Origin of the sequence: Altererythrobacter sp. C41, from assembly GCF_016803135.1 — a bacterium.
Lineage (GTDB): Bacteria > Pseudomonadota > Alphaproteobacteria > Sphingomonadales > Sphingomonadaceae > Pelagerythrobacter.
The window spans coordinates 235,082-257,662 of the sequence record NZ_JAEVFE010000004.1 but is presented as its reverse complement, the minus strand read 5'-3'; the positions used below and the strand labels follow the sequence as shown (position 1 = coordinate 257,662).

The window sequence follows — 22,581 nt, the reverse complement described above, 5'->3', positions numbered from 1 at the left end:
TCTCGAAGTCGTTAATTAATGTCTATACATTATCGGCGATCAATGCAATCTATTGCCGCGAAGGAGACTCGGGCAATGCGATGCGACAGGTTGTGGCGCAATGCGCGGCTGGCCACGATGACGGGGCCGGGCCTCGGACTGGTGGAAATCGGTCTTGTCGCCTCGCGCGGCGGCACGATCGTTCATGCCGGGGCGGAGCAGGACGCGCCCTCGTTCGAGGCCGATGAGACGATCGACTGCGAAGGCCGCTGGATCACCCCCGGCCTGATCGATTGCCATACGCACCTGGTCCACGGAGGGAACCGCGCGCGCGAATTCGAGATGCGGCTGGCGGGTGCGTCATACGAAGAGATCGCCCGCGCCGGTGGGGGCATCGTCTCCACCATGCAGGCAACCCGCGCCGCCAGCGAGGACGAGCTTGTCGAAAGCGCCCTCCCCCGCCTCGATGCCATGATCGCCGAGGGGGTCACGGCGGTCGAGATCAAATCGGGTTACGGACTCGATACGGACAGTGAAATCCGCATGCTGCGCGCCGCGCGCCGGCTGGGCGACGAGCGCCGGATACGGGTCGCCACGACATTCCTCGGCGCGCACGCCCTGCCGCCGGAACATGCGGGAGACGCCGACGGGTACATTGCGCGGGTCGTCGACGAGATGATCCCCGAAATCGCGCGCCTGGGCCTCGCCGATGCCGTCGATGCCTTCTGCGAAGGGATTGGCTTCACCGCCAGCCAGACGGCCCGGGTGTTCGAGGCTGCGACGAAAGCGGGGTTGCCGATCAAGCTCCACGCAGAGCAGCTCTCGAACCAGCACGGCGCGGCACTGGCGGCGGAATACGGCGCGCTTTCCGCCGATCATCTTGAGCATCTCGACGAAGCTGGCGTCGCCGCGATGGCGCGCGCAGGGACGGTCGCGACTCTGCTCCCCGGCGCGTTCTATTTCATGCGCGAGACGCGCCTGCCGCCGGTCGAAGCCTTGCGCACGGCGGGGGTGAAGATCGCCCTCGCGACCGACTGCAATCCCGGCACCTCGCCGCTCACCTCCCCGCTGCTGACGATGAACATGGGGGCGACGATGTTCCGCCTGACGGTCGAGGAATGCCTGCTCGGCATAACGCGCCACGCCGCCGCCGCGCTCGGCCTTCTGCACGAAATCGGAACGCTCGAGGCGGGCAAACGCTGCGACCTCGCGATCTGGGACGTCGAGCACCCGGCCGAGCTTGTCTATCGCATGGGGTTCAACCCGCTTCATGCCCGCATCTGGAGTGGTCGATGACCGATCTGATACTCGTTCCCGGCGCGGTTTCGCTGGCCAACTGGCGCGCCATCTATCGCGGCGCGACCGCCACGCTCGACCCGGCCTGCGCCCCGCGCATCGCCGAAAGCGCCGCCGCCGTCGGCCGCATTCTCGCGCACGGCGACCCGGTCTATGGCATCAACACCGGCTTCGGAAAGCTGGCGAGCGTGCGGATCGGCGACAACGATCTCGCGGCGCTCCAGCGCAATATCGTCCTCAGCCATGCCGCGGGGACCGGGGCGCCCTCCCCGGTGTCGGTGGTGCGGCTGATGATGGCGCTCAAACTGGCGAGCCTCGCACAAGGCGCATCGGGGGTGCGCCCGGAGACGGTGGCGCTGCTAGAAGCGATGCTCGCGAAGGGGCTGACGCCGGTGATCCCGTCGCAGGGGTCGGTCGGTGCGAGCGGCGATCTGGCGCCGCTGGCACATATGGCCGCTGCGATGATCGGCGTGGGCGAGATCGAGCTGGCGGGCGAGCGCTTGCCTGCCACCGAAGCACTCGCCCGCGTCGGGCTGGCCCCGCTGGATCTCGCCGCGAAGGAAGGGCTGGCCCTGCTCAACGGCACGCAGTTCTCGGTCGCCAATGCGCTCGCGGGGCTGTTCGAGGCGGAGACGCTGTTCACCGCCGCGCTCGTCACCGGCGCGCTCTCGACCGAGGCGGCCAAAGGCTCCGACACACCGTTCGACGCGCGCATTCACGAGCTGCGCCGCCATCGCGGACAGATCGAGGTCGCGGCCGCGCTGCGCGGCCTGATGGCCGGGTCCGCCATCCGCGCCAGCCATCTCGAAGGCGATGCGCGTGTGCAGGACCCCTATTGCCTGCGCTGCCAGCCACAGGTCATGGGCGCCGCGCTCGACCTGCTGCGGCAGGCGGCGGCGACGCTGGAGATCGAGGCGAACGGCGTCTCCGACAATCCGCTGATCTTCCCAGAGACCGACGAGGCGCTGTCCGGCGGCAATTTCCACGCCGAGCCGGTCGCCTTCGCCGCCGACATGATCGCGCTGGCGCTGTGCGAGATCGGCTCGATCGCCGAGCGCCGGATCGCGATGCTCGTCGACCCGACGCTGTCGGGCCTGCCCGCTTTCCTGACCCCGCAGCCGGGGCTCAATTCGGGCTTCATGATCCCGCAGGTCACCGCCGCGGCGCTGGTCAGCGAGAACAAGCAGCGCGCCTATCCGGCGAGCGTCGATTCGATCCCGACCTCGGCCAACCAGGAGGATCATGTGTCGATGGCCGCGCACGGCGCGCGGCGGCTGCTGGCGATGGCGGAGAATGCAAGCGCGGTGATCGGCATCGAGCTGCTCGCGGCGGCGCAGGGGTGCGATTTTCATACCGGGCTGGCCTCGTCGAACGCGCTGGAGGCCGTGCGCGACCTGCTGCGTGCGCAAGTGCCGATGCTCGACCACGACCGGCATTTCCACCCCGACATGGAGGCGGCGACCGCACTGGTGCGCGGCGGCGCGGTGGCGGAGGCGGCGGGACTGCCGCTGCCGGGGATCGCCTGATGGATTGGCTGCGCGTCCATCGCGGCGAGGCGCCGCTGGTCGTCGCCTTTCCGCATGGCGGTACCGGGCTGGCCGGATTGGAGGGCACCTTCGTCTCGCCGTGGCGGGCGCGGCTCGACACCGACTGGTGGGTGGAGGACCTTTATGCCTTCGTCTGCGATCTCGGCGCGACGACGGTGGCGACCGGCATCTCGCGCAGCGTCATCGACATGAACCGCGACCCGTCGGGCGCCTCGCTCTATCCAGGACAGGCGACGACCGAATTGTGCCCGACGACGACCTTCGACGGCGACCGGCTCTATCGTGGTGCGGTGCCCGATGCGGACGAGATCGCGCGGCGCAAGCAGGCGTTCTTCGAGCCCTATCACGCGGCGCTGGCCGCCGAGCTCGAACGGCTGCGCGTCCTCCATGGCCGCGTCGTCCTTTACGACGCCCATTCGATTCGCAGCCACGTTCCGCGCCTGTTCGACGGCGAATTGCCGCAGTTCAACATCGGCACCAACGGCGGCGCTACCTGCGCGCCGGAGCTTGAAGCCGCGATTACCGCCATCTGCGCCGCGAACGGCGAGAGCCACGTCCTCAACGGCCGCTTCAAGGGCGGCTGGACGACGCGCCATTACGGCCGCCCCGAAAGCGATGTCCACGCGATCCAGATGGAGCTGGCGATGCGCGGCTATATGGCCGAGCCGGCGGCCCTCGACGAAACCAACTGGCCGAGCCCGCTCGACCCCGCGCCCGCAATCCTGCCGACGTTACGGCAAGTGATCGCGGCCGCGCTCGATTTTGCGAAAGGATGACCATGACCCGCCTCGACAACAGCCGTGTGATCAAGGCGCCGACCGGCCCGGAACTGAACGCGAAGAGCTGGCTCACCGAAGCGCCGCTGCGGATGCTGATGAACAATCTCCACCCCGACGTCGCCGAGCGGCCCGAGGAGCTGGTCGTCTATGGCGGCATCGGTCGCGCCGCGCGCGACTGGGAGAGTTTCGACCGCATCGTCGAGGCGCTGAAGCGGCTCGAGGACGACCAGACCCTGCTCGTCCAGTCGGGCAAGCCGGTCGGCGTCTTTCGCACCCACGCCGATGCGCCGCGGGTGCTGATCGCCAACAGCAACCTCGTGCCCCACTGGGCGACGTGGGAGCATTTCAATGAGCTCGATAAGCGCGGCCTCGCGATGTACGGGCAGATGACCGCGGGATCGTGGATCTACATCGGCACGCAGGGCATCGTTCAGGGCACCTATGAGACCTTCGTCGAGATGGGGCGCCAACATCATGGCGGCGACCTGTCGGGCAAATGGCTGCTGACCGCGGGGTTGGGCGGTATGGGCGGCGCGCAGCCGCTTGCGGCGGTCATGGCGGGCGCCTCGTGCCTCGCGGTCGAATGCCAGTCGAGCCGGATCGAGATGCGCTTGCGCACCGGCTATCTCGACGTCGCCGCGCAGACGATCGAGGAAGCGATGGCGGTGATCGAGAAGAGCTGCGCGGAGAAGAAGCCGGTCTCCGTCGGCCTGCTTGGCAATGCCGCCGAAATCCTCCCCGAACTCTACCGCCGCGGCGTCCGCCCCGACCTGCTGACCGACCAAACCAGCGCGCACGATCCGGTGAACGGCTATCTGCCGATCGGCTGGAGCGTCGCCGATTGGGTCGAGAAACGAGAAAGCGATCCGGAGGCCGTCGCGAAGGCGGCCAAGGCGTCGATGGCCGTGCATGTCCGCGCGATGCTCGACTTCCAGGCGGCGGGGGTGCCGACGACCGATTACGGCAACAATATCCGCCAGATGGCGAAGGATGAGGGGGTCGAGAATGCCTTCGACTTCCCCGGCTTCGTCCCTGCCTATATCCGCCCGCTCTTCTGCCGCGGCATCGGGCCGTTCCGCTGGGCAGCGCTGTCGGGCGATCCCGAGGATATCTATCGGACCGATGCCAAGGTGAAGGAGTTGCTGCCCGACGACGCGCACCTCCACCACTGGCTCGACATGGCGCGTGAGAAGATCCACTTTCAGGGCCTTCCCGCGCGCATCTGCTGGGTCGGCCTCGGCGATCGCCACCGGCTCGGCCTCGCGTTCAACGAAATGGTCGCGAGCGGCGAGCTCAAGGCGCCCGTCGTTATCGGTCGCGATCACCTGGACTCGGGCTCGGTCGCCTCGCCCAACCGCGAAACGGAGGCGATGAAGGACGGCAGCGACGCCGTCAGCGATTGGCCGCTGCTCAACGCGCTGCTCAACACGGCGAGCGGCGCGACCTGGGTCTCGCTCCACCACGGCGGCGGAGTCGGCATGGGCTATTCCCAACACGCTGGCATGGTGATCGTCGCCGACGGCACCGCCCAAGCCGCCGCCCGGCTCGAACGCGTCCTGTGGAACGACCCCGCGACCGGCGTGATGCGCCACGCCGACGCCGGCTACGACATCGCCATCGATTGCGCGCGCGAGAAAGGGCTCGACCTGCCCGGTCTCGCGGGCTGAGAGGTCGATGCCCAGTGCGCGCAGTCGCTTGCGCGCGGTAATTCACCTGGCGGTCGCAGCCCGGCACGCTCCTAGGCCGGATGAACCCCGGGCTTCTGCGGAACGGTAACGAGAGTTGCGATCTTGGTCTTGGCCCCGCCGGGGGTGGTGACCCTGTCCACACCGACGACGTCGGTGCGCCATTCGTCCTTGCCGATGGTGAAGACCTGGTAGCCCCGGCGATCGTTCAGAAGCCGGGTGTGCGGATTGTCGGAGAGGACGTTCCCCCATCCCTTCGGGACATCCGACCCATCGCCACCCGAGGAGATCGAAGTCGCGACATACTCGGTCGCCGCGGCCGGACCGTCGAGGTCGTCCTCGTTCATGGGGACCACGCCCGCGTGATGCTTGTGCACGTCGCCGGTGGCCACGACGACGTTAGTGAGCCCCCTCTCACCGATGGCTTCGAGCACCCGCGCCCGCGCATCGGAATAGCCGCTCCATGAATCGAAGTTGTGCCGGCCGTCGGCCCGGCTCTCAGGGTAGAGGAACGGCATCATCATGACCTGCTGCGCGAGCAGGTTCCAGCCGAAGTCGGCGCTCATTCCGTCCGTCAGCCATGCCTCCTGCTCCGCGCCCAGCATCTGCGAGGGCGCGGTATCTTCGGCGGGACGGCAATGCGTCGTGTTCTGGAGTCCGCAGCGCTGATCCGTGCGATGCTGGCGGGTGTCGAGCAGGTGGATGCGCAGGAGCCGGCCGTAATCGAGCCGCCGGTGCATGCGCAGCCCGCCGTGTGCGGGGAACTGCGCGCGGCGGACGGGCATGTTCTCGTACCAGGCCTGCATCGCCGCATAGCGGCGTAGCAGGAACATCTCGGGCGGCGTGCCTTGCTCGTCCCACGTGTCCACCCAGTTGTTGTCGACCTCGTGGTCGTCCCAGGTGGACAGGAACGCGGCGGCGGCATGGGCGGCCTGGAGATCGGGGTCCATCTTGTACTGGGCGTAGCGGCGGCGATAATCGTCCAGCGAGTAGATCTCGTCGCCGACGTGGCTGCGGAAGCAGGTGCGTTCTCCGCCCTCGCCTTTCGGACAGACGCGGCCGGCCACGTGCTCGTAGATGTAGTCGCCGTAATGGAAGACCGCGTCGAGATCGGGCTCTTCGCTCAGGTGGCGATAGGCCGTGAAATAGCCGGCCTCGTAGTTCTGGCATCCGGCGACACCGATGCGCAGCTGATCCACAGCGGCCGCCGCCGCCGGAGCCGACCGAACCGTTCCGACGGGGCTCGCTTCGCCGCCCGCGAGGAAGCGGTACCAGTAGCGCCGAGCGGGCCGGAGGCCGCCAACCTCGGCATGAACCGAATGGCCAAGCTCGGGCCGGGCCATTTCCTCGCCCGAATGGACGATGCGGGTGAAGTGTTCGTCTTCGGCAACCTGCCACTGCACCGGCACCGCCTGCATCGGCATGCCGCTGCCCCTTTCGAGGGGATTAGGCGCGAGCCGCGTCCACAGGACGAAGCCGTCGGGGTGCGGATCGCCCGACGCGACGCCGAGCGTGAACGGGTATCCGGCAAGCGACCGGCCAAAGACCGGCCGCGAGGTGAGCCCGGTGAAGATAGCGAGCGAGCCTGCCGTCTTGATCAGGCCGCGGCGATCCAACCGCATCGCCCCGCCCTTCACTGCGCCGCCTCGTCCGTCGGAGCGCCGAACCTGTCGTGGAAGTCGTCGAGCGCGATCGTGAACTCCTCGCGCGCCAGATAGTCGGCGTCCGACAAGTGACCCTGCCCGTCGTGAGCCTTGTACCAAGCGCCGTACTCTGGAAGCTCCGAGGCAAACTTCCCGTAATGAGTGGAATAGGTGCGAACCTCGATACGCGGGCGATCCGTATCCAGGTGGAATGTCAGCAGCCGCAGCCAGCCGTCGCCGACCGGTCCGCTTTCCACGCCCTCGCTTTTCGCGGTCTGTCCGCGTCCCTGATAGTCGGCCATCATCTGATAGACGGGATTGGCCGCCTCGTTCGTGGCGACGCTGAAGCCCTGACCGCCGACGTGGCCGCTCAGGACCAGGAAGATCTGGTCGTGCCGGCTGACGAACTCGTCCCAGATCATCTCCGGATCGTTGTCGAGCGGATCGAGCGTGCTGTTCAGCGGATTGGAGCGCATGTTGCGCTTGCCGTCGCGCCCCAGATAATCGTGCGTGGTCACAATGGTCGGAAGGTTCGGATAGCGGCCGATCACTTCACTTGCCCAGGCGAGCGACGCATCCGGCGCGTGATATTGCAGACCGATGTGGAAGAAGCGACACTGGCCCGCGGTGAAGACCTGCGCGCTGTCCGCACCGCCGTCGTGGGAGCCGACATACCAGGGCTGGCCGGCGAAGAATTCCGACGTGCCGGAAAATGCGGACTGGAAGCCGCTCAGGCCGCCGACATGGCGCACACCCTGTTTCTTCGCTTCCGGTTGCGGCGGATGAGCCGGATCGGTCCACAGGGCGTCATAGTCGTGGTTGCCCGGCACTACGGAGAACGGCAGTTTGCCCGCGACGAGTTCGAACGCCTGGACGGCGGCGGGAATCTCGAACGACCTGGTATGGACCTTGGGCGACCTCGCGACTTCCGATCCCCCGTTGGGCATCCATTGGAAGCCGCGCGCGGCATGGCCCGGGTCCATCCATTCGGAATAGTGCTGCCAGACGTCGCCGACATGCGTGGCGAACGCGATCTCGCCGCCCGTGCTTTTCGCGTTCTCGCCCACCCAGCGCATCTGCTGGTAGAACTGGTCGACCCCGTCGATCGGAAAGCCGGACCACTTCTGATGCCGGTAATCGACATAGTTCTGCGTATCGGGAATCATGGCGACGGTGAATTCGCCGCAATCGCCCTGCCGGTAGTCGGCCGCGCCGGCCGCCGCCGCGGGAAGAACGGCCCCGGCCAGAAGCGCGGCGCCAAGTCGGGTCAGAGTTCTGCGGATGGTCATGCGAAAGCGCTCCCTTGCATTGTGGGCAGAGGTATCAATTGCTGACGTAAGGGCCGAACGCGGCCTTCACGCGCCGCTCCTCGTCCGCGTCGTCGAGCACGAAGACGCGGTAACTGGCCCCGCCCGGCGCCACGCGGATGACGACGTGGCCTTGCGTGCTCGCCGCGTCCTCGATGCCGTAGGTCGTCCTGAAAGTGGCGGGTGACACGTTGGTGACGAACACGTCGCGCGGCCCGGGCCAGGTCGCCTGGGAGGTCATGCGCCTGTAGGCGTTCACCGCGGGATGCCCCTCGGCCCGGGACGTGACCACGATCACCCGCGGGCGCAGGATTCCCAGGAAGGCGGCGCTGTTCGCGTCCCAGCTTCCGTGATGGTTGGCCTTCATCGCGTCGACCGGCCCACTCGCTTGCGCGGCGGGGGTTTCGACGTTCTTCCACGCATCGGCGGAGGAAAGCGTCTCGTCGCCGGCAGCCGACAGGTCACCGCCGGTGAAATAGTCGAACTTCCCGTACGTGACCCGAACGGCGATGCTGAGCTTGTTCTCGATCGGGTAGTCGCCCGGAGAAAGGCTCTCGATCGGCGGAAAGAGCGCGCGCGTTTCGGAGCCCAGACCGGTCCAGACGATGCCGTTGGCCATCAGGTTGCGCACCTCGAACTGCGGATAGGCGTCGGGCCGGCGCAGGAGCTGGATCTGATCCGCGCGGCCCGGTTCGAAGCGCTCGACCTCGAGGCCCCGGTTCTTGGTCTGCCACTCGACGAACTGGCGATAGTTTGTGACCGTGCGGCTCTTCAGCGGCTTCGGATAGGCATAATCCGGCCAGCCCCGATCGATGATCTTGCCGATCGGCAGATGCTCGGCGATTTCGGTGATCCCGCTCAGCCGGTAGTCGCCCTCACCCGCCGGCGGTGAATCCTCGACGATCGCGCCCATGTGGTCGCCGTGGAAGTGCGACAGCAGGGCGTAATCGATCGTCCGCCTCGACGGAGGCAGCACGTGCCGGACGTATCGCGCCACCCATTCGCCGGGCGGGCGCGACGCATCGGGCCTGGTCGGAAGCGAGAATGGCGGCTTCTCTACCGTCTTGCCGCTGGCGTCGACCAGCAGGTTGGTGCCGTCCGGAAAGACGAGGAACGACGCCTCACCCCGGCCGGTATTGATATGGTGAATGTCGAGTTCGCCTTCGCTCCAGGCGGGAAGGCTTTGCCCGACTTCGACCTCAGCAGGCGCGGTCTGCGCGCCCGCAGGGTCAGGCAGTAAGCCGAGCGCCAGAATGATCAGCGGTTTGACGGTCATGGCCTTTCCTGCGGGCTTGCGGCGCCTGCGCGACTAGAAGCGCGCCCTGACGCCGATCGTCCCCGACGTGCCGTTGTTGACATAGATCGCGCTGTGGTCGCCCAGCGCCCCGCTCTCCGCCAGACTGCCCGGCACCATGACGTTGAGCGGTCTGGTCAGCAGGTTCCGGACCGAGAAGAACGCCTCGAACGTGCGGTTGATCTGATATGCGCCGGATAGGCTCACATCGAGGCGCTTGGCGAACCATGACGGCGTGGTGCTGCGATACTTGTCGCCCGTCCAGATGCCGTTGACGTAGAGCCGCACGGGCCCCTTCTTGTAGGAGAGCGAGAGCGTGCCGACCTTGTCCGCGACCCGGACGATCGGCTCCTCCGGCTTGTTGTACATGAACGATCCGCGGACCGAGAGGCCGTCAAGCGGCGACGGCAGCCATGTCATCGCGTGATTGAACTCGATCTCCACGCCGCGGATGTTGACGGCATCGCCGCTCACCGTGTCGGTCGTGATGAACGTGTAATCCTCGTAGAGCGGATTGGTGTTCCCGAACTCCTCGGCGGTCAGTTCCTGTTCCTGGAACAGGCCCTTGACCTTGTTCTGGTAGAAGTTGACGGCGACCATGCCGACGGGTTCGAAGTACTGGGCAACGCGAATGGAATAGTTGTCCGAGATCGCCGGCTCGAGATTGGGATTCGGCGCCCGAACGATCATGTCCTCTTCGTTGACGCGCCACACACCCGCGAGAACCGCGACCTCGGGCCGGGTGATCGTGCGGCTGTAGCCCAGATGGATTTCGGTATTGTCCGCCGGAAGAAATTTGAGCGAGGCGCTGGGGAAGAAGAAGTCGTAGTTGCCCTTGCGATCGATCATCGGCCGCGTGAGGTATTGGTACTGCAGGCCCTCGATCGTTGTCGCACGATCGGTCGAATCCGACACGGTGTAGCCTGCCGCTTCGACCTCGGCCGGCGTGAGCGGATCGAATTCGCGCGCCATGGTATCCGTTCTTTCCCAACGGACGCCGGCGCGGAACTTCACGTTTGCCGCCAGCTCCGCGGTGCCCATGACATAGGCGGCGGTCGTCTTCTCCTCGAAGTGGCGCTTGTTGGCGACGTTGGCGTTGTACCACTGGGTCGCCGTTTGCGTGTGCTGCCAGTGCTCGGGATTGTCGAGGAACATCTGCCCGAGCTTGTAGGGGCTAGGCATGTAGAAGAAATCCGACCCCGAAATGGTCGCGATCGTGGCGCCGGTGTCGCCATAGGAAAGCTGGTTCGAGCTCTGCACCGCACGGAGCAGTTCCTCGTTGCTCAGCGGGCCCACGTATTCGTAGAGATTGTTGTCGCTCGTATTGTCGAAATCATAGATCGCATTCCGGATCTTGAAGCCGGTCTTGAAGACGATCGGCACCGAACCGAGGTCGGTCATCCAGGCCAGGTTCGCGGCGCCGCCCAGGTATTTCACCGAGGCGAAGCTCCCATTGCCGCTGCGGATCGTCGGCGTGCCCGACAGGTCGTACGACGCCGGATCTCGCCAGTCGGGGCCGCTCACCTGGCGGATGTCCCAATCCTGGTGAACGAGATTGTCGCGCTGCATGGAGAAATTGCCTTGCGACCGGATGTCGTTGGTGAAGCCGGCGACGGCCCCCTTCCTGAGCGGATCGTACTCGCTCGTCGATTTCGAGTACGAGAAATTGCCGTCGATCGTGAGCGTATCGGTCTGATACTCGAAACTCGGCACCAGGTTCTGGCCCTCGTTGATCTTGTAGGTCGAGGTGTTGCTGATCTCGTAGGAATAGGCGTCGGCGGGATGCAGTGTAGTGAAATCGAGGGTCGGGTCCCCGTCCACGCCCAACGAGCGAGCTCCGGTCGTGAAACGAGGCGTGGATGAATCCTGCCACACGGTGCTGCGGTTGTAGGACGACTTCAGGGACAGGATGAGATTGTCGGTCGCCTTGAAGTCGACATTGAGCGCAGCGGCAAAGCGCGAAGTCTGGCGCGGCGCCATCTGCAACTGCTGGACCGTGACGGCGAGCGGTTCGGGGCTGACGGCGGTCGGATCATAGTTGCGGCTCGATGTGAGCTGCTCGCGCTCGATATAGGTGTTGGTCTGGCTCACGCTCGCGACCACGCCGAGCCGCCGATCGAAGAATACGTCGGAATACTCGATCAGGCCGTTCGGCAGGAACTTCTTCCCGTCATGCCCGCCGTCACCGGGTCCGGCATTGCTCTTGCCGTCCCACATGTTCGCGTGCGTGGCGCCGCTCACCTGGACCTGGATACGCCGCCCGCGGCGATCGAACGCGCGCTTGGTGCGGATGTTGATCGTGCCCGCCGGCGAGTTGGCGTCGACGTCGGCGCTGGTCGTCTTGGAGATCTCGATCGAGTCGATCCCGGCCAGCGACAGACCTTCGAAGCTGGCCGCGCGCGAAGTGTCGGCCCCGTTGTTCGCGTCCGCCGAAGCGAGACCCACGCCGTCCAGCGTAACCCCGGTCATGGCCGCCGGCAGGCCGCGAAGCTGGACGTTGACCGCCGACCCGGTCGTGCCGTCCGTGTCGACGCCGGTCATGTACTTGATGAATTCGGCCGGATTGCCGTCGGCGATATCGCCGTAGGATTCGACGGACAGATTGTTCTTGATGTCCATCGACTGGCGCTGATCCATGATCGCGCGCGCGTCGCCTTCCAGAACCCCGGCCGCGGTGACGACGATCTCCTGGCCGGCGCCGGCTTCCTCCCGCGTGGAGTGCGTCAGCTCGACATCGTGACGCACCGCCCGGCCGGAGCGAACCTCGATAGTGGACGTCAGATCGCGGTAGCCGGTGTAGCTGACCGTAACTTCGACCTGCCCTGCCGGAACGTCCGAAATGCGATACTCGCCGCGCTCGGCGGAGGCGGTGGTCCGCCTGCGACCATCGGCGGTCTCGACGCGAATGATCGCGTTGCGCAGATATTCACCGGTCGCGGGGTCGAGCACTTGCCCCTCGATCACTCCCTGACCGGCCGTCTGCGACTGCCCCGAAGAGGTGTCCGCCCGGCGGGCGCTCGACGCCGGAACCGACGGGTCCTGCATCCGTGAGGCGGCGCGCAGGATCACTACGCCGCCGTCGTACGATGCGACTTCCAGGCCGCTGCCTTCCAGCAGCTGCCTCAGCGCGATCCGGGGCTCCATGGCACCCGCAATCCGGCGAGACCTGAGATGTTCGATGCCGGTCGCCGGGGCGACGATCTGCAATCCCGTCTGGCGGCCGAATGCCGAAATCGCCGAGGGCAGGCTCTGTGCCGGAATGTCGAACGTCACGGCCTGCGCCATTGCCGGCGACGAAGCTGCCACTGCCACCGCGGCAACGCCGCAGCTCAAAACGGACCTGAAGTACATTGTCGCGCCCCCGAATTTGTCTGAGCGATCGCTGTTCGGAGGCTGGATGACGGGCGGCGCTGTTTCCGCCACTGCGAAGGGAAAAAATTCTGCGGCGCGTCAGCGCCGGTCGAGGCGTACGCCGTCGGCGGTCGGTATTGCCTGAATGCCCAGGCTGAGCGCGGCCGCTCTTGCGAAGCCCAGCGGATCGCTGGTGGAATAGACGCCCGTCACCTTCATCGCGCCGACCGCCGGATCGGCGATGATGATCCGGCGGTCGGAATAGCGCGCATATTCGGCCGCGGCCTGCGCCAGCGTCATACCCTGGAGATCGATGATTCCCCGGCGCCAGCCAACCGACCGTTCGAGGGCGGCGTGCGACACGCGTTCGATTCGAAAGTCACCGCGCGGCGAAACCCGAACGCGCTGGCCGCGCCTCAGACTGTGCGGGTGAAGCTCGCCGGCTGCCCCGACCTCAACATGGCCTTCCAGAACCGCCACTTCCACCGCGCCGTCGTCGAAGCGCCGCACGGAGAAGCTGGTGCCCAGCACTCGGATGCGCACGTCGCCGGCATGGACGACGAAGGGCCGGTCCCGATCCCGGGATACGTCGAACAGCGCCTCCCCTTTCACCAGATCCACCTGGCGAAGCCGTTCCTCGAAACGGGGTTCTATGCGGCTGTCGGTGTTGAGCGTGATGGCCGAACCTTCCGCCAGCGCGATGCGGCGCGTGTCCCCCTTCGCCGTTACCACTGCCGTACCGGCGGAGAGCGCTCCGAACCCCACTGCCGCAGCGATCGATGCTGCCAGAGCCGCGCCGCCTGCGAACAGGAAATGCCTGCGCTTCAACGCCGGAGGCGGCGACGGGCGTGCTTCCTCGAAATCGTCGGGCGAAAAGCCGGGCCCCAACGCGGCGGCCCGGTCGAAATGGGCGTTCACCGCCAGCGCGCGCGCATAGGCGCCCAGCCGCCGGGTGTCGGCGCCGAGCCACTTCTCGAGCGCAGCCTGCTCATCGAAGGACAGATCACCCCGATCGGCCTTGGCCGCCCAGGATGCCGCACTGCTCTCAATTTCGGAGGCGGATTCCGGACGTTTCTGTTCTGGCGCGTTCGTCTTCACATGCTTTTGATGCCGGGATTGGTGAATTTCCGCCATAGGTGATTGCATTTGCAAGAAGACGCAGTGCCTTCCCCATGTGTTTTTCTACCGTGCTTTCCGAAATGCCCATGCGGTGCGCGACCTCCCTCTGGGAAAGCTCGTGCACCTTCCGCAGGGTAAAGACCTCACGGCATTTGGGCGGCAGCGTCGCGATGAAAGTGGCGATGCGTTCCAGTTCCTGTCGTCCGGCGGCGATGGCATCGGGACCGGGCGCATCGCAGGGAACCTCCAGGCTCTCCATGTCCGTCAATGCGCTGAAGGAAACGACCTGCGACCGCCGCAGCGCCATCAGCACGACGGACTTCGCCACTTCGAACAAGTAAGTTCGCGGATTGCGGATATGGCCGACGCAGCCGAGCCCCGCCAGGATGGCATACGATTCCTGAATCACGTCATCGATATCGAGACCCACCAGCGGACGACGCGAAAGCCAGGTACGCAGCTCGCCTTCGTGCGGCAGAATCCGGCGCGCAAGCCACTGCGTACGGTCGTGGGAGGGCATAGTCATGCGGCGCGCGTAGGAGCGGCATGTTACACATCGGGTTCAGATGCATGACAGCAAGCCGATGGACTTCGGTCGACTTGCATGCACCTTCCCACTCCAACGAACGGCTGACTCGGCCCTCACGGGAGTCGCCTAACCTCCAATCGGTGCCGTTCGCGGAAGGGCTACCCTCCTTTCATCTGCGCCATGGTCAGCTTCGGTTTCTCACCTGGGCCGACTGTAAAGACATCACGCCATTCCGGGTGTTTTTCATATCGGGCGCGGACATAGGGGCAGATCGGGATGATCTTGAACCCACGCGCCCGCGCATCGGCGACGAGGTATTCGACCATCGCCGCTGCGAGACCCGTGCCCCTCAGTTCGTCAGGCGCGCCCGTGTGATCGGCGCTGATCAGATCCGGCCCGCGGTGCGTGAAGGTGATCTCGCCTTCCGCATCGATCCCTGCGACCTTGCCGACATATCGGCCGCGTCGTTCGCCATCTTCCAGAGTGACGGTGATTTCGGGCTTCTCATCGGGCATAATCGCGATCCTCCGGAAAGGGAGTGAACTCTTCGTCGTCGGCATCCGGCAGCTTCATGCGCCCCTGCTTCCAGTCTTCCTTGGCCTGTTCGATGCGATCTTTCGACGAGCTGACGAAGTTCCACAACATGAACCGCTCGCCGATGGGATCGCCGCCGAGCACCATGACGGTGGCCGCCTCCCTCGCGATAACAGGCACGTCCTTGCCCGGCTCGAGCACGGCCATCTGCCCTGTGTGCAGGACCTGACCCGCGATCTCCGCAACGCCGGCGGCAACGTAGACCGCGCGTTCCTCGTACTCGGCGGGAAGGGTGCGGCTTGCACCCGCATCCATATCCCAGTGCATGTAGAATTGCGGACTGTGGACCTTCACCGCCGATCGCATCCCTTCGGCGCTGCCTGCGATCAGGCGGCCCCGCAGGCCCTTCTCCTCCCATGTCGGCAAGTCGGCCGCCCCTTCGTGGTGATAGAATGCCGGATCGGTTTCCTCGTGCTCGGTCGGCAGGGCGACCCAGGCCTGAATGCCGTGCATATGCGCCCCGTGCTCGCGTGCGTGATCGAAGCGCTCGGAATGCGTGATCCCGCTGCCGGTGACCATCCAGTTGACTTCGCCCGGGCGGATATCCTGCGTCACGCCCAGGCTGTCGCGATGGGTCAGAGCGCCATCGTAGAGATAGGTCACGGTGGAAATGCCGATGTGCGGATGCGGGCGCACGTCCATCTCGCGCGGGAAGCCCGGAGCAAGGTCTGCAGGGCCCATGTGATCGAAGAAGATATAGGGCCCGACCGTGCGGCGAGCATGGAAGGGCAGCACGCGGCCCACCTCGAACCCGCCACCAAGGTCATGCGTGCGTTTGTCGATAATGCGTTCGATCATTCGTGATTTCCTCGATCCAACGGGTCGTTTGATGGGTCAATCGGGCAAGAGTGTGACGGGTGCGGGCAAAAGTGCCCGGAGAGATCGAACTCTCCGGGCACGATTGATCAAGCCGGGGCGAGCGCGCCGAACTTGCCCGAGTTGAACTCCGCGATCGCCTCGCGGATTTCGGCCTCCGTGTTCATGACGAAGGGGCCGTAGCCGAACACGGGTTCGTCGATCGGCGCGCCAGTCATCACCAGCAGCATGGCGTCGCCATCGGCCTTGATCGTGACGCCCTCCCCATCTCTGGAGAGCCGCGCGATCTCGGCCTCGCCCACGCCCTTGCCGTCGATGGTGACGTGGCCCGAGAGCACGGCGATCATCGTGGTGTGGCCATCGGGCAGGGGCAACGTGACCTCCGCGCCGGCATCGAGCCGAACGTCCCACAAATTGATCGGCGTAAAGGTGCTCGCAGGCCCCCTCGTGCCGCGGAAATCGCCTGCGATGATCCGCGTGCGGCCACCGTCGAAAGTCACTTCGGCGATCGCGTCACGCGTGATCGCCTGGTACTTGGCCGGGGTCAGCTTGTCCTTCGCAGGCAGGTTGACCCACAACTGCACCATGCGGAACGGGCCGCCGGTCTTCGAATAGCCGGGCGAATGAAACTCCTCGTGCAGCACGCCGGATCCGGCGGTCATCCACTGGACCTCGCCCGTGCCGATGGTGCCGCCACCGCCGGTGGAATCGCGGTGGCTGACCTCGCCGTCATAGACGATCGTCACCGTCTCGAAGCCCTTGTGCGGATGTTCGCCCACGCCGCGCGGATGACCCGTCACGGGCTCGAAATTCCACGGTCCGGCGTAATCGAACAGGAGGAAAGGGCTGATCGCCGAAGTATCGCCCTGATAGCTGAACAGAGAGCGCACGGGGAAGCCGTCGCCCACCCAGTGAGGGGTGTCGTTGCGCAGAATGGTGTCGAGTGTCTTCATGGCGTTGACCTTTCGAGGGGGCGCATCGTCTGCCTCGCCCCGAGGCATTGCTTTCGTGTTGGGCGCAACATATGTATGTGCTGACATGACAGCAAGTACGATCCAAAAGGATACTGCAATGAACCGGCCCGCGACCGCAGTGGAAGGCTGGCACTGCCCCGCAGAACGGACGCTCGATTTCCTCTCGGGCAAATGGCGTCCCATGGTGATCTTCTGGCTCATGGAAAGCCCGCTGCGCTTCAACGAGCTGCAGCGGCGGCTCGGTGCGATTACCCATCGCACCTTGTCCAAGACGCTGAAGGAGATGGAGGCGGACGGGCTGGTCCAGCGCAAGGACTACGGCGAGATTCCGCCCCGCGTCGACTACTCGCTCACCGGCCGCGGCCGCAGTCTCCAGCCGGTCTTGCAGGCGATGGAAGAGTGGGCGCGGAGCCAAGCCGAGAGAAATCACGGAGAATTGTGATGAGCGACAATGCCGACTGGCCGCCCATTCCTTTCGCGCCATGGAAGGACAGTTGCGCCGCGTTGCACCTGCAAACGCAGATCGTCGGCAAGTACCGGCTGGCCCACACGCCCTGGGTCAATCACTCGTGGCACGCGACGCTCTACGTCAATGCCGACGGGCTCACGACCGGGCTGATCCCCGACGGTCCGGGCATCACCGTCCAGTTCGACCTGCAGCGCCAGCGCCTCGTCGCGTCATGCCCGACCGGAGAAAGCGACGGCTTCCCGCTCGAACCCATGTCGACCGCTGCATTCGACAGCAGGTTCAAGAAAACGATCGCGGCGCTCGGCGGATCGCCGGAATATCATGGCTGCCCCAACGAGTTGCCCGACCCGCTTCCCTTCGCCGAGGATACCACCGCGCGGCCGTGGGATGCCGATGCCGTGTCGCGCTTCCATCGGGCGCTGGTTCGGATCGACGCGGTGTTCAACGAATTCCGCACCGGATTTCTCGGCAAGGTCAGCCCGGTGCATCTGTTCTGGGGCAGCTTCGACCTTGCCGTGACGCGCTTCTCGGGCAGATCGGCCCCACTGCATCCCGGCGGCATTCCCAACCTGCCCGACGCCGTCACGCGGGAAGCCTACAGTCACGAGGTCAGTTCCGCTGGCTTCTGGCCCGGCGGCGGCGGGATCGACGAACCCTGCTTCTATTCGTACGCCTATCCGACGCCCGACGGGTTCGCCGAACGGCCGGTGAAGCCGGAGGCGGCAAGGTTCGACAAGAACCTGGGCGAGTTCGTGCTGCCCTACGAAGCCGTCCGCTCCGCCACGAAACCACGCGAGGCGTTGCTGGAATTTCTGACATCCACCTTCGACGCCGCGGCAGAGCTCGCGGATTGGGATGAAGACCTGACCTGCGCAATCGGCCGGAAGGGCCGGCCGCGTCTTGTTGATTAAGGCCAACGGGCTACCGGCCGCGGGGCGCCGCCCCACAAAAAATCGATACGAGTCATGCCTCCGCAATGAATCCGCAAACGAGGCGTAACAACTCTTCCCCACCAGCGCCCTCGTTCACATCGGAACAGCCACGAGGGGCACAGCGGCACTGTCGTCCAGAGCGATCTCGCCGCTGACTTCGGCTGCCGGATTTCCTTCCCGGAATCCGGCGTGCCGGCGCGCGCATACCGCTGCCGGCGAAAGTCGCTTCGCCGCCCGACTGGCGTGAACTCCAGGGGGAATGAGCGAAAAATGAAGAGTACCGTCAACGTCCGCGCCGCGCAGCTCCTTGCCGGGGTGGCCTTCGCCGCACTGTCCGCAGCACCCGCCTTCGCGCAGACTGCGCCCGTGGTCGAAGCAGACGCATCGGCGCCAGCCGAGGCCGAAGCAAACGCGATCGTCGTCACCGGCTACCGCCAGAGCCTGCAGGAAGCGATCGACATCAAGCGCGAGACGATCGGTTTTTCGGATTCGATCGTCGCCACCGACATCGCCGATTTCCCCGAGCAGAACCTGTCGGAGGCGCTGCAGCGCATTCCGGGCGTCACGATCGAGCGCGAGAAAGGCCTCGGCACCCGCGTCAACGTGCGCGGCCTGCCGACCGAGTTCACGCTGGTTACGATCAACAATCTCGCCACCGCGTCCGGCTCGGGCGGTCGCGACGTCGAGTTCGACATCTTCGCGTCGGAGCTGATCCAGTCGGTCACCGTCCAGAAGTCTCCGACCTCGGCGGACGAGGAAGGCGGCATCGCCGGCTCGGTGAAGATCAGAACGGCGCGCCCGTTCGACAATCCCGGCCTGCGCGTGGTCGGCTCCGTGGAAGGCGCATACAACTCGATTTCCGAAGAGATCGATCCGCAGTTCTCCTTCCTTGCGAGCGACACCTTCGGGGACTTCGGCGTGCTTCTCTCGGTATCGAAGGGGCAGCGGACCAACCGCACCGATTCCAACTCGGGCATCAACTTCCGTCCCATTTCGCGCTGGACCGACCGCGGCGACGCGCAGACCGACCAGGCTCTCGAGGTGCTCGAGCGTGACGCCGGCATCGTGTTCGACGACGTCAACGATGCGAACGAAGTCGACCGGGTGGTCTTCCTCGACAAGGTCGGCGACCGGATCTACCTCAACGATCAGGACAAGCTGGGCTTCTCGGGATCGCTGCAGTACCGCCCGAGCGATCAGTTCAGCCTGACGTTCGACGCCTTCCTCGGCTCGTTCGACACGGTCGAGGACGAATACGACGCCGCCGCCTATTCCGCGTCCAGCCGCTCGACGCTCGGCATCATCCACGATTACGACGATACGACCCTGTCGGAGCACGGCATCGTCGTCCTGCGCGACGTGTCCTACACCGCCACCCAGCACGAGTTCCTGAGCAAGGAACGGATCACCGAGACCGACTACCGCCAGTTCGGCGGGGAGATGAATTGGGAAACCGGCAACTGGGAAATCGACCTGCTCGCCGGTTACTCGGGCGCGAGCAAGTCGCGCGACAACGCCAATCTGAAGCACGTCGCCTATGCCCCGTCGCGCACCCGCTACACCGAAACCGGCGGCGAAACGATCCCGAGCGACGATCCGAACACGATCGACATGTACAACTCGCCCGAATCCTATCTCTTCGAGGCCTACGAGACGACCTACGAGGAGATCGAGGACGACAAGTACACCGCCCAGCTCGATGTCACCTACAACTTCGACAGCGTGCTGAAGCGCATCAATTTCGGCTCGCGCTACACCAACAAGACGACCGAGCGTCAGTACGGCGAGGAGAAGATCCAGGGGCCGACGCGCGGCGACACGTCGTACGTGAACGAGCGGACGCTGGCGGACAGCGAGCTCGGCTATGTGACCGATATCGTCGGCGGCAAGGACTATCAGGCGCGCGACCTCGACTGGCAGCAGATCTCGAACGACTATGCGCGCGATTTCTTCCGGCCCGAGGGCTTCCTCTCGCCGTTCGACGACGGCCAGTTCTACCGCGTGAAGGAGGAGACGATCGCCGCCTACGGCATGGCCGATTTCGAGTTCGACATCGCCTCGATGCCGGTCTTCGTGAATGCCGGTGCGCGCTACATCAAGACGACCGTGCGCTCCTCGGGCTTCCATCAGGTGCAGAACCCCGACGGCTCGACCGGCTACACCGACGAGCCCGTCTCGAGCGAGGGCAGTTACGAAAAGGTCCTGCCGTCCTTCAACGCGCATATCGAACTGGCGGACGACCTGCTGGTCCGCGCGGCCGCCTCGCAGACGCTGATCCGCCCGGCGCTGACCGATCTCGCCTACAAGCGCACGGCAAGCTGGAACGATTTCCGCTTCACCGACGGCAACCCCAGCCTGAAGCCGACCTATGCCGATCAATGGGAAGTCGGCATCGAGAAGTATCTCGGCAGCGACGGCCTGCTCGCCGCGTCCTACTTCTGGAAGAACATCAAGGGCGTGGTGCAGAACGAGCTGACCGGCGTGGTCGAGGACGTGACCAAGTACAACGCCAACGGCACGATCGACGGGGTCTACGACTTCGACGTCTATCAGCCGGTGAATGCCGAGGGGTCGTACAAGGTGAGCGGCGTCGAGCTGGTCGCGGTGGTGCCGTTCTGGTGGTTCCACGAGTCGCTGGAAGGCTTCGGCGTGAACGCCAACTACACCTTCCTCGACAGCTCGCTGACGGGCGAATCCGATCTCGACATTCCGACCTCGCCGATCGGCCTGTCCGACAACACCTACAACGCGACGCTGTTCTACGAACGCGGCCCGTTCGCGGCGCGCGTGTCCTACAACCACAAGAGCGCTTATGTGGAGCGGATCGAGCGGAACATGTATCCGGTCTATCGGGATGCCTACGGGCAAGTCGACCTGTCCGTCAGCTATCAGGTGACCGACAACTTCCGGGTCGAACTCCAGGGCATCAACGTGACCGACGAAGCGACCACGGGGTACACGATGGATCCCGCCTTCCCGACCACCTACGAATTCTCGGGAAGCCGCATCAGCCTGGGCGTTCGCGCTCAGTTCTGATCGCCGGGCCGGCGGTTACAGGAGCGCCCTCACGCCTGGCGTGAGGGTGCCCCACCCCTTGCCTCGGCCGATCGTCTCACAAGCTTAACATGGGCCGCCTATCGGCGCGGCAGCCGGCGAGATCTCGGCCCTCTCCGTCACCACAGGAGTAAAGACATGTTTTGGCTGAGCGCCATCCTCCTGATGCTCGATCCTCTGCCAGTTGCGGCGGAGGAGCCGGTCAGGATCAACGATCTGGTGATGGTGGGCACGCACAACAGCTACAAGCTAGCAATGCCGGACGAGCGTATGGCGCGGCTGCGCGAGCACGACCCGCAGGCCGCGGACTCGCTCGATTATGCGCACCGCCCGCTGACCGAGCAGCTCGATGCAGGTGCGCGGCAGATCGAGCTCGACGTCTATTACGATCCGCACGGCGACCATTTCGCCGAGACGTCGGACGATCCCGCGCTTCGGCGGCCCGGGTTCAAGGTCCAGCACATCCCGGGCCTCGACGACCGCACGAGCTGCCCGACCCTGGTGCAGTGTCTTGCCGTCATCAAAGGATGGTCGGACGCCCATCCGGGCCATGCGCCGATCCTCGTCATGATGAATGCGAAGGACAGCACCGGCGACGCCACCCCGATCGTGGAGGCGCTGCCGTTCACCGAAACCGCCTTCGACGCGCTCGACCGCGAGATCCGGTCGATGCTCCCGGCAGACAAGCTGATCGTCCCCGACGACGTTCAGGGCAGCTATCCGACGCTGCGTGAGGCGGTGCTCGCCGACAACTGGCCGACGCTGGACGCGGCGCGCGGGCGCCTGATGTTCGCGCTCGACGAAGGTCCGGAGAAGGTCGCGCTCTATCGCGGCGACCGCGTGTCGCTCGAAGGGCGCGTGCTGTTCGTCAACACCGACGAAGATTCGCCCGCGGCGGCCTATCTCACGCTGAACCATCCGATCCGTCAGGCGGAGCGCATCCGGCGCGCGGTCGAGGCGGGTTTCATCGTGCGGACCCGCGCGGACGAAGGCACCGCCGCTGCACGGACCGGCGACACGCGCCAGCGCGACGCGGCACTCGCCAGCGGCGCGCAGTACGTCTCGACCGATTACCTCTGGCCCGATCCCCGCTTCGGCACCGCATATCGCGTCGGTTTGCCCGGTGGGGCCGCCGTCGCCTGCAATCCGGTGAGCCGCCCGCAGGGTTGCGGCACCGATCCGCTCGAAGCGCCCGCGCGCTGACCGCCCTTCT

General features: G+C 65.6%; 17 protein-coding genes. 8 read left to right on the top strand and 9 right to left on the bottom strand.

Features of this window, described 5'->3' with window-relative positions; genetic code table 11:
* Nucleotides 1-75 precede the first annotated feature (75 nt).
* Genes hutI through hutU form a run of 4 tightly spaced genes read left to right on the top strand, consistent with a single transcriptional unit; the run spans nucleotide 76 to nucleotide 5,268 of the window.
* Nucleotides 76-1,275 (top strand): imidazolonepropionase, encoded by a 1,200-nt coding sequence (gene hutI / locus JNO53_RS09795; protein WP_203110285.1) that lies wholly within the window; start codon nucleotides 76-78, stop codon nucleotides 1,273-1,275.
* A complete protein-coding gene (gene hutH / locus JNO53_RS09790) occupies nucleotides 1,272-2,801 on the top strand; it encodes a histidine ammonia-lyase (RefSeq protein ID WP_203110283.1) in 1,530 nt (509 codons plus the stop codon). Before hutI ends, hutH begins: the two co-directional genes overlap by 4 nt.
* Entirely contained in the window at nucleotides 2,801-3,598 is a 798-nt protein-coding gene (gene hutG / locus JNO53_RS09785; protein ID WP_203110281.1) for an N-formylglutamate deformylase, read from the top strand. Before hutH ends, hutG begins: the two co-directional genes overlap by 1 nt.
* Before the next feature lie 2 nt (nucleotides 3,599-3,600).
* Nucleotides 3,601-5,268, top strand: a complete 1,668-nt coding sequence (hutU, locus tag JNO53_RS09780; RefSeq protein ID WP_203110275.1) for a urocanate hydratase — start codon at nucleotides 3,601-3,603, stop codon at nucleotides 5,266-5,268.
* Between the two features lie 71 nt (nucleotides 5,269-5,339).
* Here the strand turns inward: hutU and JNO53_RS09775 are convergent, their stop codons facing one another.
* From JNO53_RS09775 to JNO53_RS09735, 9 genes are all read right to left on the bottom strand, one after another.
* Entirely contained in the window at nucleotides 5,340-6,908 is a 1,569-nt protein-coding gene (locus JNO53_RS09775) for an alkaline phosphatase D family protein (protein ID WP_203110273.1), read from the bottom strand.
* Nucleotides 6,909-6,919: 11 nt separating this feature from the next.
* The gene (locus JNO53_RS09770; RefSeq protein WP_203110271.1) at nucleotides 6,920-8,218 is read right to left on the bottom strand and encodes a serine/threonine protein phosphatase; all 1,299 of its coding nucleotides are present in this window, start codon (nucleotides 8,216-8,218) and stop codon (nucleotides 6,920-6,922) included.
* 34 nt (nucleotides 8,219-8,252) lie between these two features.
* A complete protein-coding gene (locus JNO53_RS09765) occupies nucleotides 8,253-9,512 on the bottom strand; it encodes a ComEC/Rec2 family competence protein (RefSeq protein ID WP_203110269.1) in 1,260 nt (419 codons plus the stop codon).
* A 33-nt stretch (nucleotides 9,513-9,545) separates the two neighbouring features.
* Nucleotides 9,546-12,881, bottom strand: a complete 3,336-nt coding sequence (locus JNO53_RS09760) for a TonB-dependent receptor domain-containing protein (protein WP_203110267.1) — start codon at nucleotides 12,879-12,881, stop codon at nucleotides 9,546-9,548.
* 99 nt (nucleotides 12,882-12,980) lie between these two features.
* Nucleotides 12,981-13,613: a FecR family protein gene (locus JNO53_RS15565; RefSeq protein WP_443111171.1), complete on the bottom strand. Its 633-nt coding sequence runs from the start codon at nucleotides 13,611-13,613 to the stop codon at nucleotides 12,981-12,983.
* Between the two features lie 313 nt (nucleotides 13,614-13,926).
* Nucleotides 13,927-14,526, bottom strand: coding sequence for an RNA polymerase sigma factor (locus tag JNO53_RS09750; protein ID WP_203110263.1), 600 nt, complete (start codon nucleotides 14,524-14,526; stop codon nucleotides 13,927-13,929).
* Nucleotides 14,527-14,687: 161 nt separating this feature from the next.
* Nucleotides 14,688-15,044 carry a GNAT family N-acetyltransferase gene (locus JNO53_RS09745; protein WP_203110261.1) on the bottom strand — a complete coding sequence of 119 codons (357 nt, stop codon included), beginning with the start codon at nucleotides 15,042-15,044 and terminating at the stop codon, nucleotides 14,688-14,690.
* On the bottom strand, nucleotides 15,034-15,921 hold the full coding sequence (locus JNO53_RS09740; RefSeq protein ID WP_203110259.1) for a pirin family protein: 888 nt from the start codon (nucleotides 15,919-15,921) through the stop codon (nucleotides 15,034-15,036). Before JNO53_RS09740 ends, JNO53_RS09745 begins: the two co-directional genes overlap by 11 nt.
* A gap of 107 nt (nucleotides 15,922-16,028) precedes the next feature.
* Nucleotides 16,029-16,892, bottom strand: a complete 864-nt coding sequence (locus JNO53_RS09735) for a pirin family protein (protein WP_203110257.1) — start codon at nucleotides 16,890-16,892, stop codon at nucleotides 16,029-16,031.
* Between the two features lie 118 nt (nucleotides 16,893-17,010).
* Here JNO53_RS09735 and JNO53_RS09730 point away from each other — a divergent pair, with 118 nt between their 5' ends.
* The 4 genes from JNO53_RS09730 to JNO53_RS09715 all read left to right on the top strand — a co-directional run bounded on the left by JNO53_RS09730 (nucleotide 17,011) and on the right by JNO53_RS09715 (nucleotide 22,571).
* The gene (locus JNO53_RS09730) at nucleotides 17,011-17,355 is read left to right on the top strand and encodes a winged helix-turn-helix transcriptional regulator (protein ID WP_203110256.1); all 345 of its coding nucleotides are present in this window, start codon (nucleotides 17,011-17,013) and stop codon (nucleotides 17,353-17,355) included.
* A complete protein-coding gene (locus JNO53_RS09725; protein WP_203110255.1) occupies nucleotides 17,355-18,293 on the top strand; it encodes a DUF5996 family protein in 939 nt (312 codons plus the stop codon). The genes JNO53_RS09730 and JNO53_RS09725 overlap by 1 nt, the downstream gene beginning before the upstream one ends.
* Nucleotides 18,294-18,584: 291 nt before the next feature.
* Nucleotides 18,585-21,350 carry a TonB-dependent receptor gene (locus tag JNO53_RS09720; protein ID WP_203110254.1) on the top strand — a complete coding sequence of 922 codons (2,766 nt, stop codon included), beginning with the start codon at nucleotides 18,585-18,587 and terminating at the stop codon, nucleotides 21,348-21,350.
* A 156-nt stretch (nucleotides 21,351-21,506) separates the two neighbouring features.
* Nucleotides 21,507-22,571: a phosphatidylinositol-specific phospholipase C1-like protein gene (locus JNO53_RS09715; protein WP_203110253.1), complete on the top strand. Its 1,065-nt coding sequence runs from the start codon at nucleotides 21,507-21,509 to the stop codon at nucleotides 22,569-22,571.
* Nucleotides 22,572-22,581: the final 10 nt, after the last annotated feature.

Coding starts and splice junctions, on each gene's coding strand:
- hutG (WP_203110281.1), top strand. CDS start 2,801: ATGGATTGGCTGCGCGTCCATCGCGGCGAGGCGCCGCTGGTCGTCGCC.
- JNO53_RS09760 (WP_203110267.1), bottom strand. CDS start 12,881: ATGTACTTCAGGTCCGTTTTGAGCTGCGGCGTTGCCGCGGTGGCAGTG.
- JNO53_RS09775 (WP_203110273.1), bottom strand. CDS start 6,908: ATGCGGTTGGATCGCCGCGGCCTGATCAAGACGGCAGGCTCGCTCGCT.
- hutI (WP_203110285.1), top strand. CDS start 76: ATGCGATGCGACAGGTTGTGGCGCAATGCGCGGCTGGCCACGATGACG.
- JNO53_RS09730 (WP_203110256.1), top strand. CDS start 17,011: ATGAACCGGCCCGCGACCGCAGTGGAAGGCTGGCACTGCCCCGCAGAA.
- JNO53_RS09720 (WP_203110254.1), top strand. CDS start 18,585: ATGAAGAGTACCGTCAACGTCCGCGCCGCGCAGCTCCTTGCCGGGGTG.
- JNO53_RS09740 (WP_203110259.1), bottom strand. CDS start 15,921: ATGATCGAACGCATTATCGACAAACGCACGCATGACCTTGGTGGCGGG.
- JNO53_RS09725 (WP_203110255.1), top strand. CDS start 17,355: ATGAGCGACAATGCCGACTGGCCGCCCATTCCTTTCGCGCCATGGAAG.
- JNO53_RS09765 (WP_203110269.1), bottom strand. CDS start 9,512: ATGACCGTCAAACCGCTGATCATTCTGGCGCTCGGCTTACTGCCTGAC.
- JNO53_RS09735 (WP_203110257.1), bottom strand. CDS start 16,892: ATGAAGACACTCGACACCATTCTGCGCAACGACACCCCTCACTGGGTG.
- hutH (WP_203110283.1), top strand. CDS start 1,272: ATGACCGATCTGATACTCGTTCCCGGCGCGGTTTCGCTGGCCAACTGG.
- JNO53_RS09715 (WP_203110253.1), top strand. CDS start 21,507: ATGTTTTGGCTGAGCGCCATCCTCCTGATGCTCGATCCTCTGCCAGTT.
- hutU (WP_203110275.1), top strand. CDS start 3,601: ATGACCCGCCTCGACAACAGCCGTGTGATCAAGGCGCCGACCGGCCCG.
- JNO53_RS09745 (WP_203110261.1), bottom strand. CDS start 15,044: ATGCCCGATGAGAAGCCCGAAATCACCGTCACTCTGGAAGATGGCGAA.
- JNO53_RS09770 (WP_203110271.1), bottom strand. CDS start 8,218: ATGACCATCCGCAGAACTCTGACCCGACTTGGCGCCGCGCTTCTGGCC.
- JNO53_RS09750 (WP_203110263.1), bottom strand. CDS start 14,526: ATGACTATGCCCTCCCACGACCGTACGCAGTGGCTTGCGCGCCGGATT.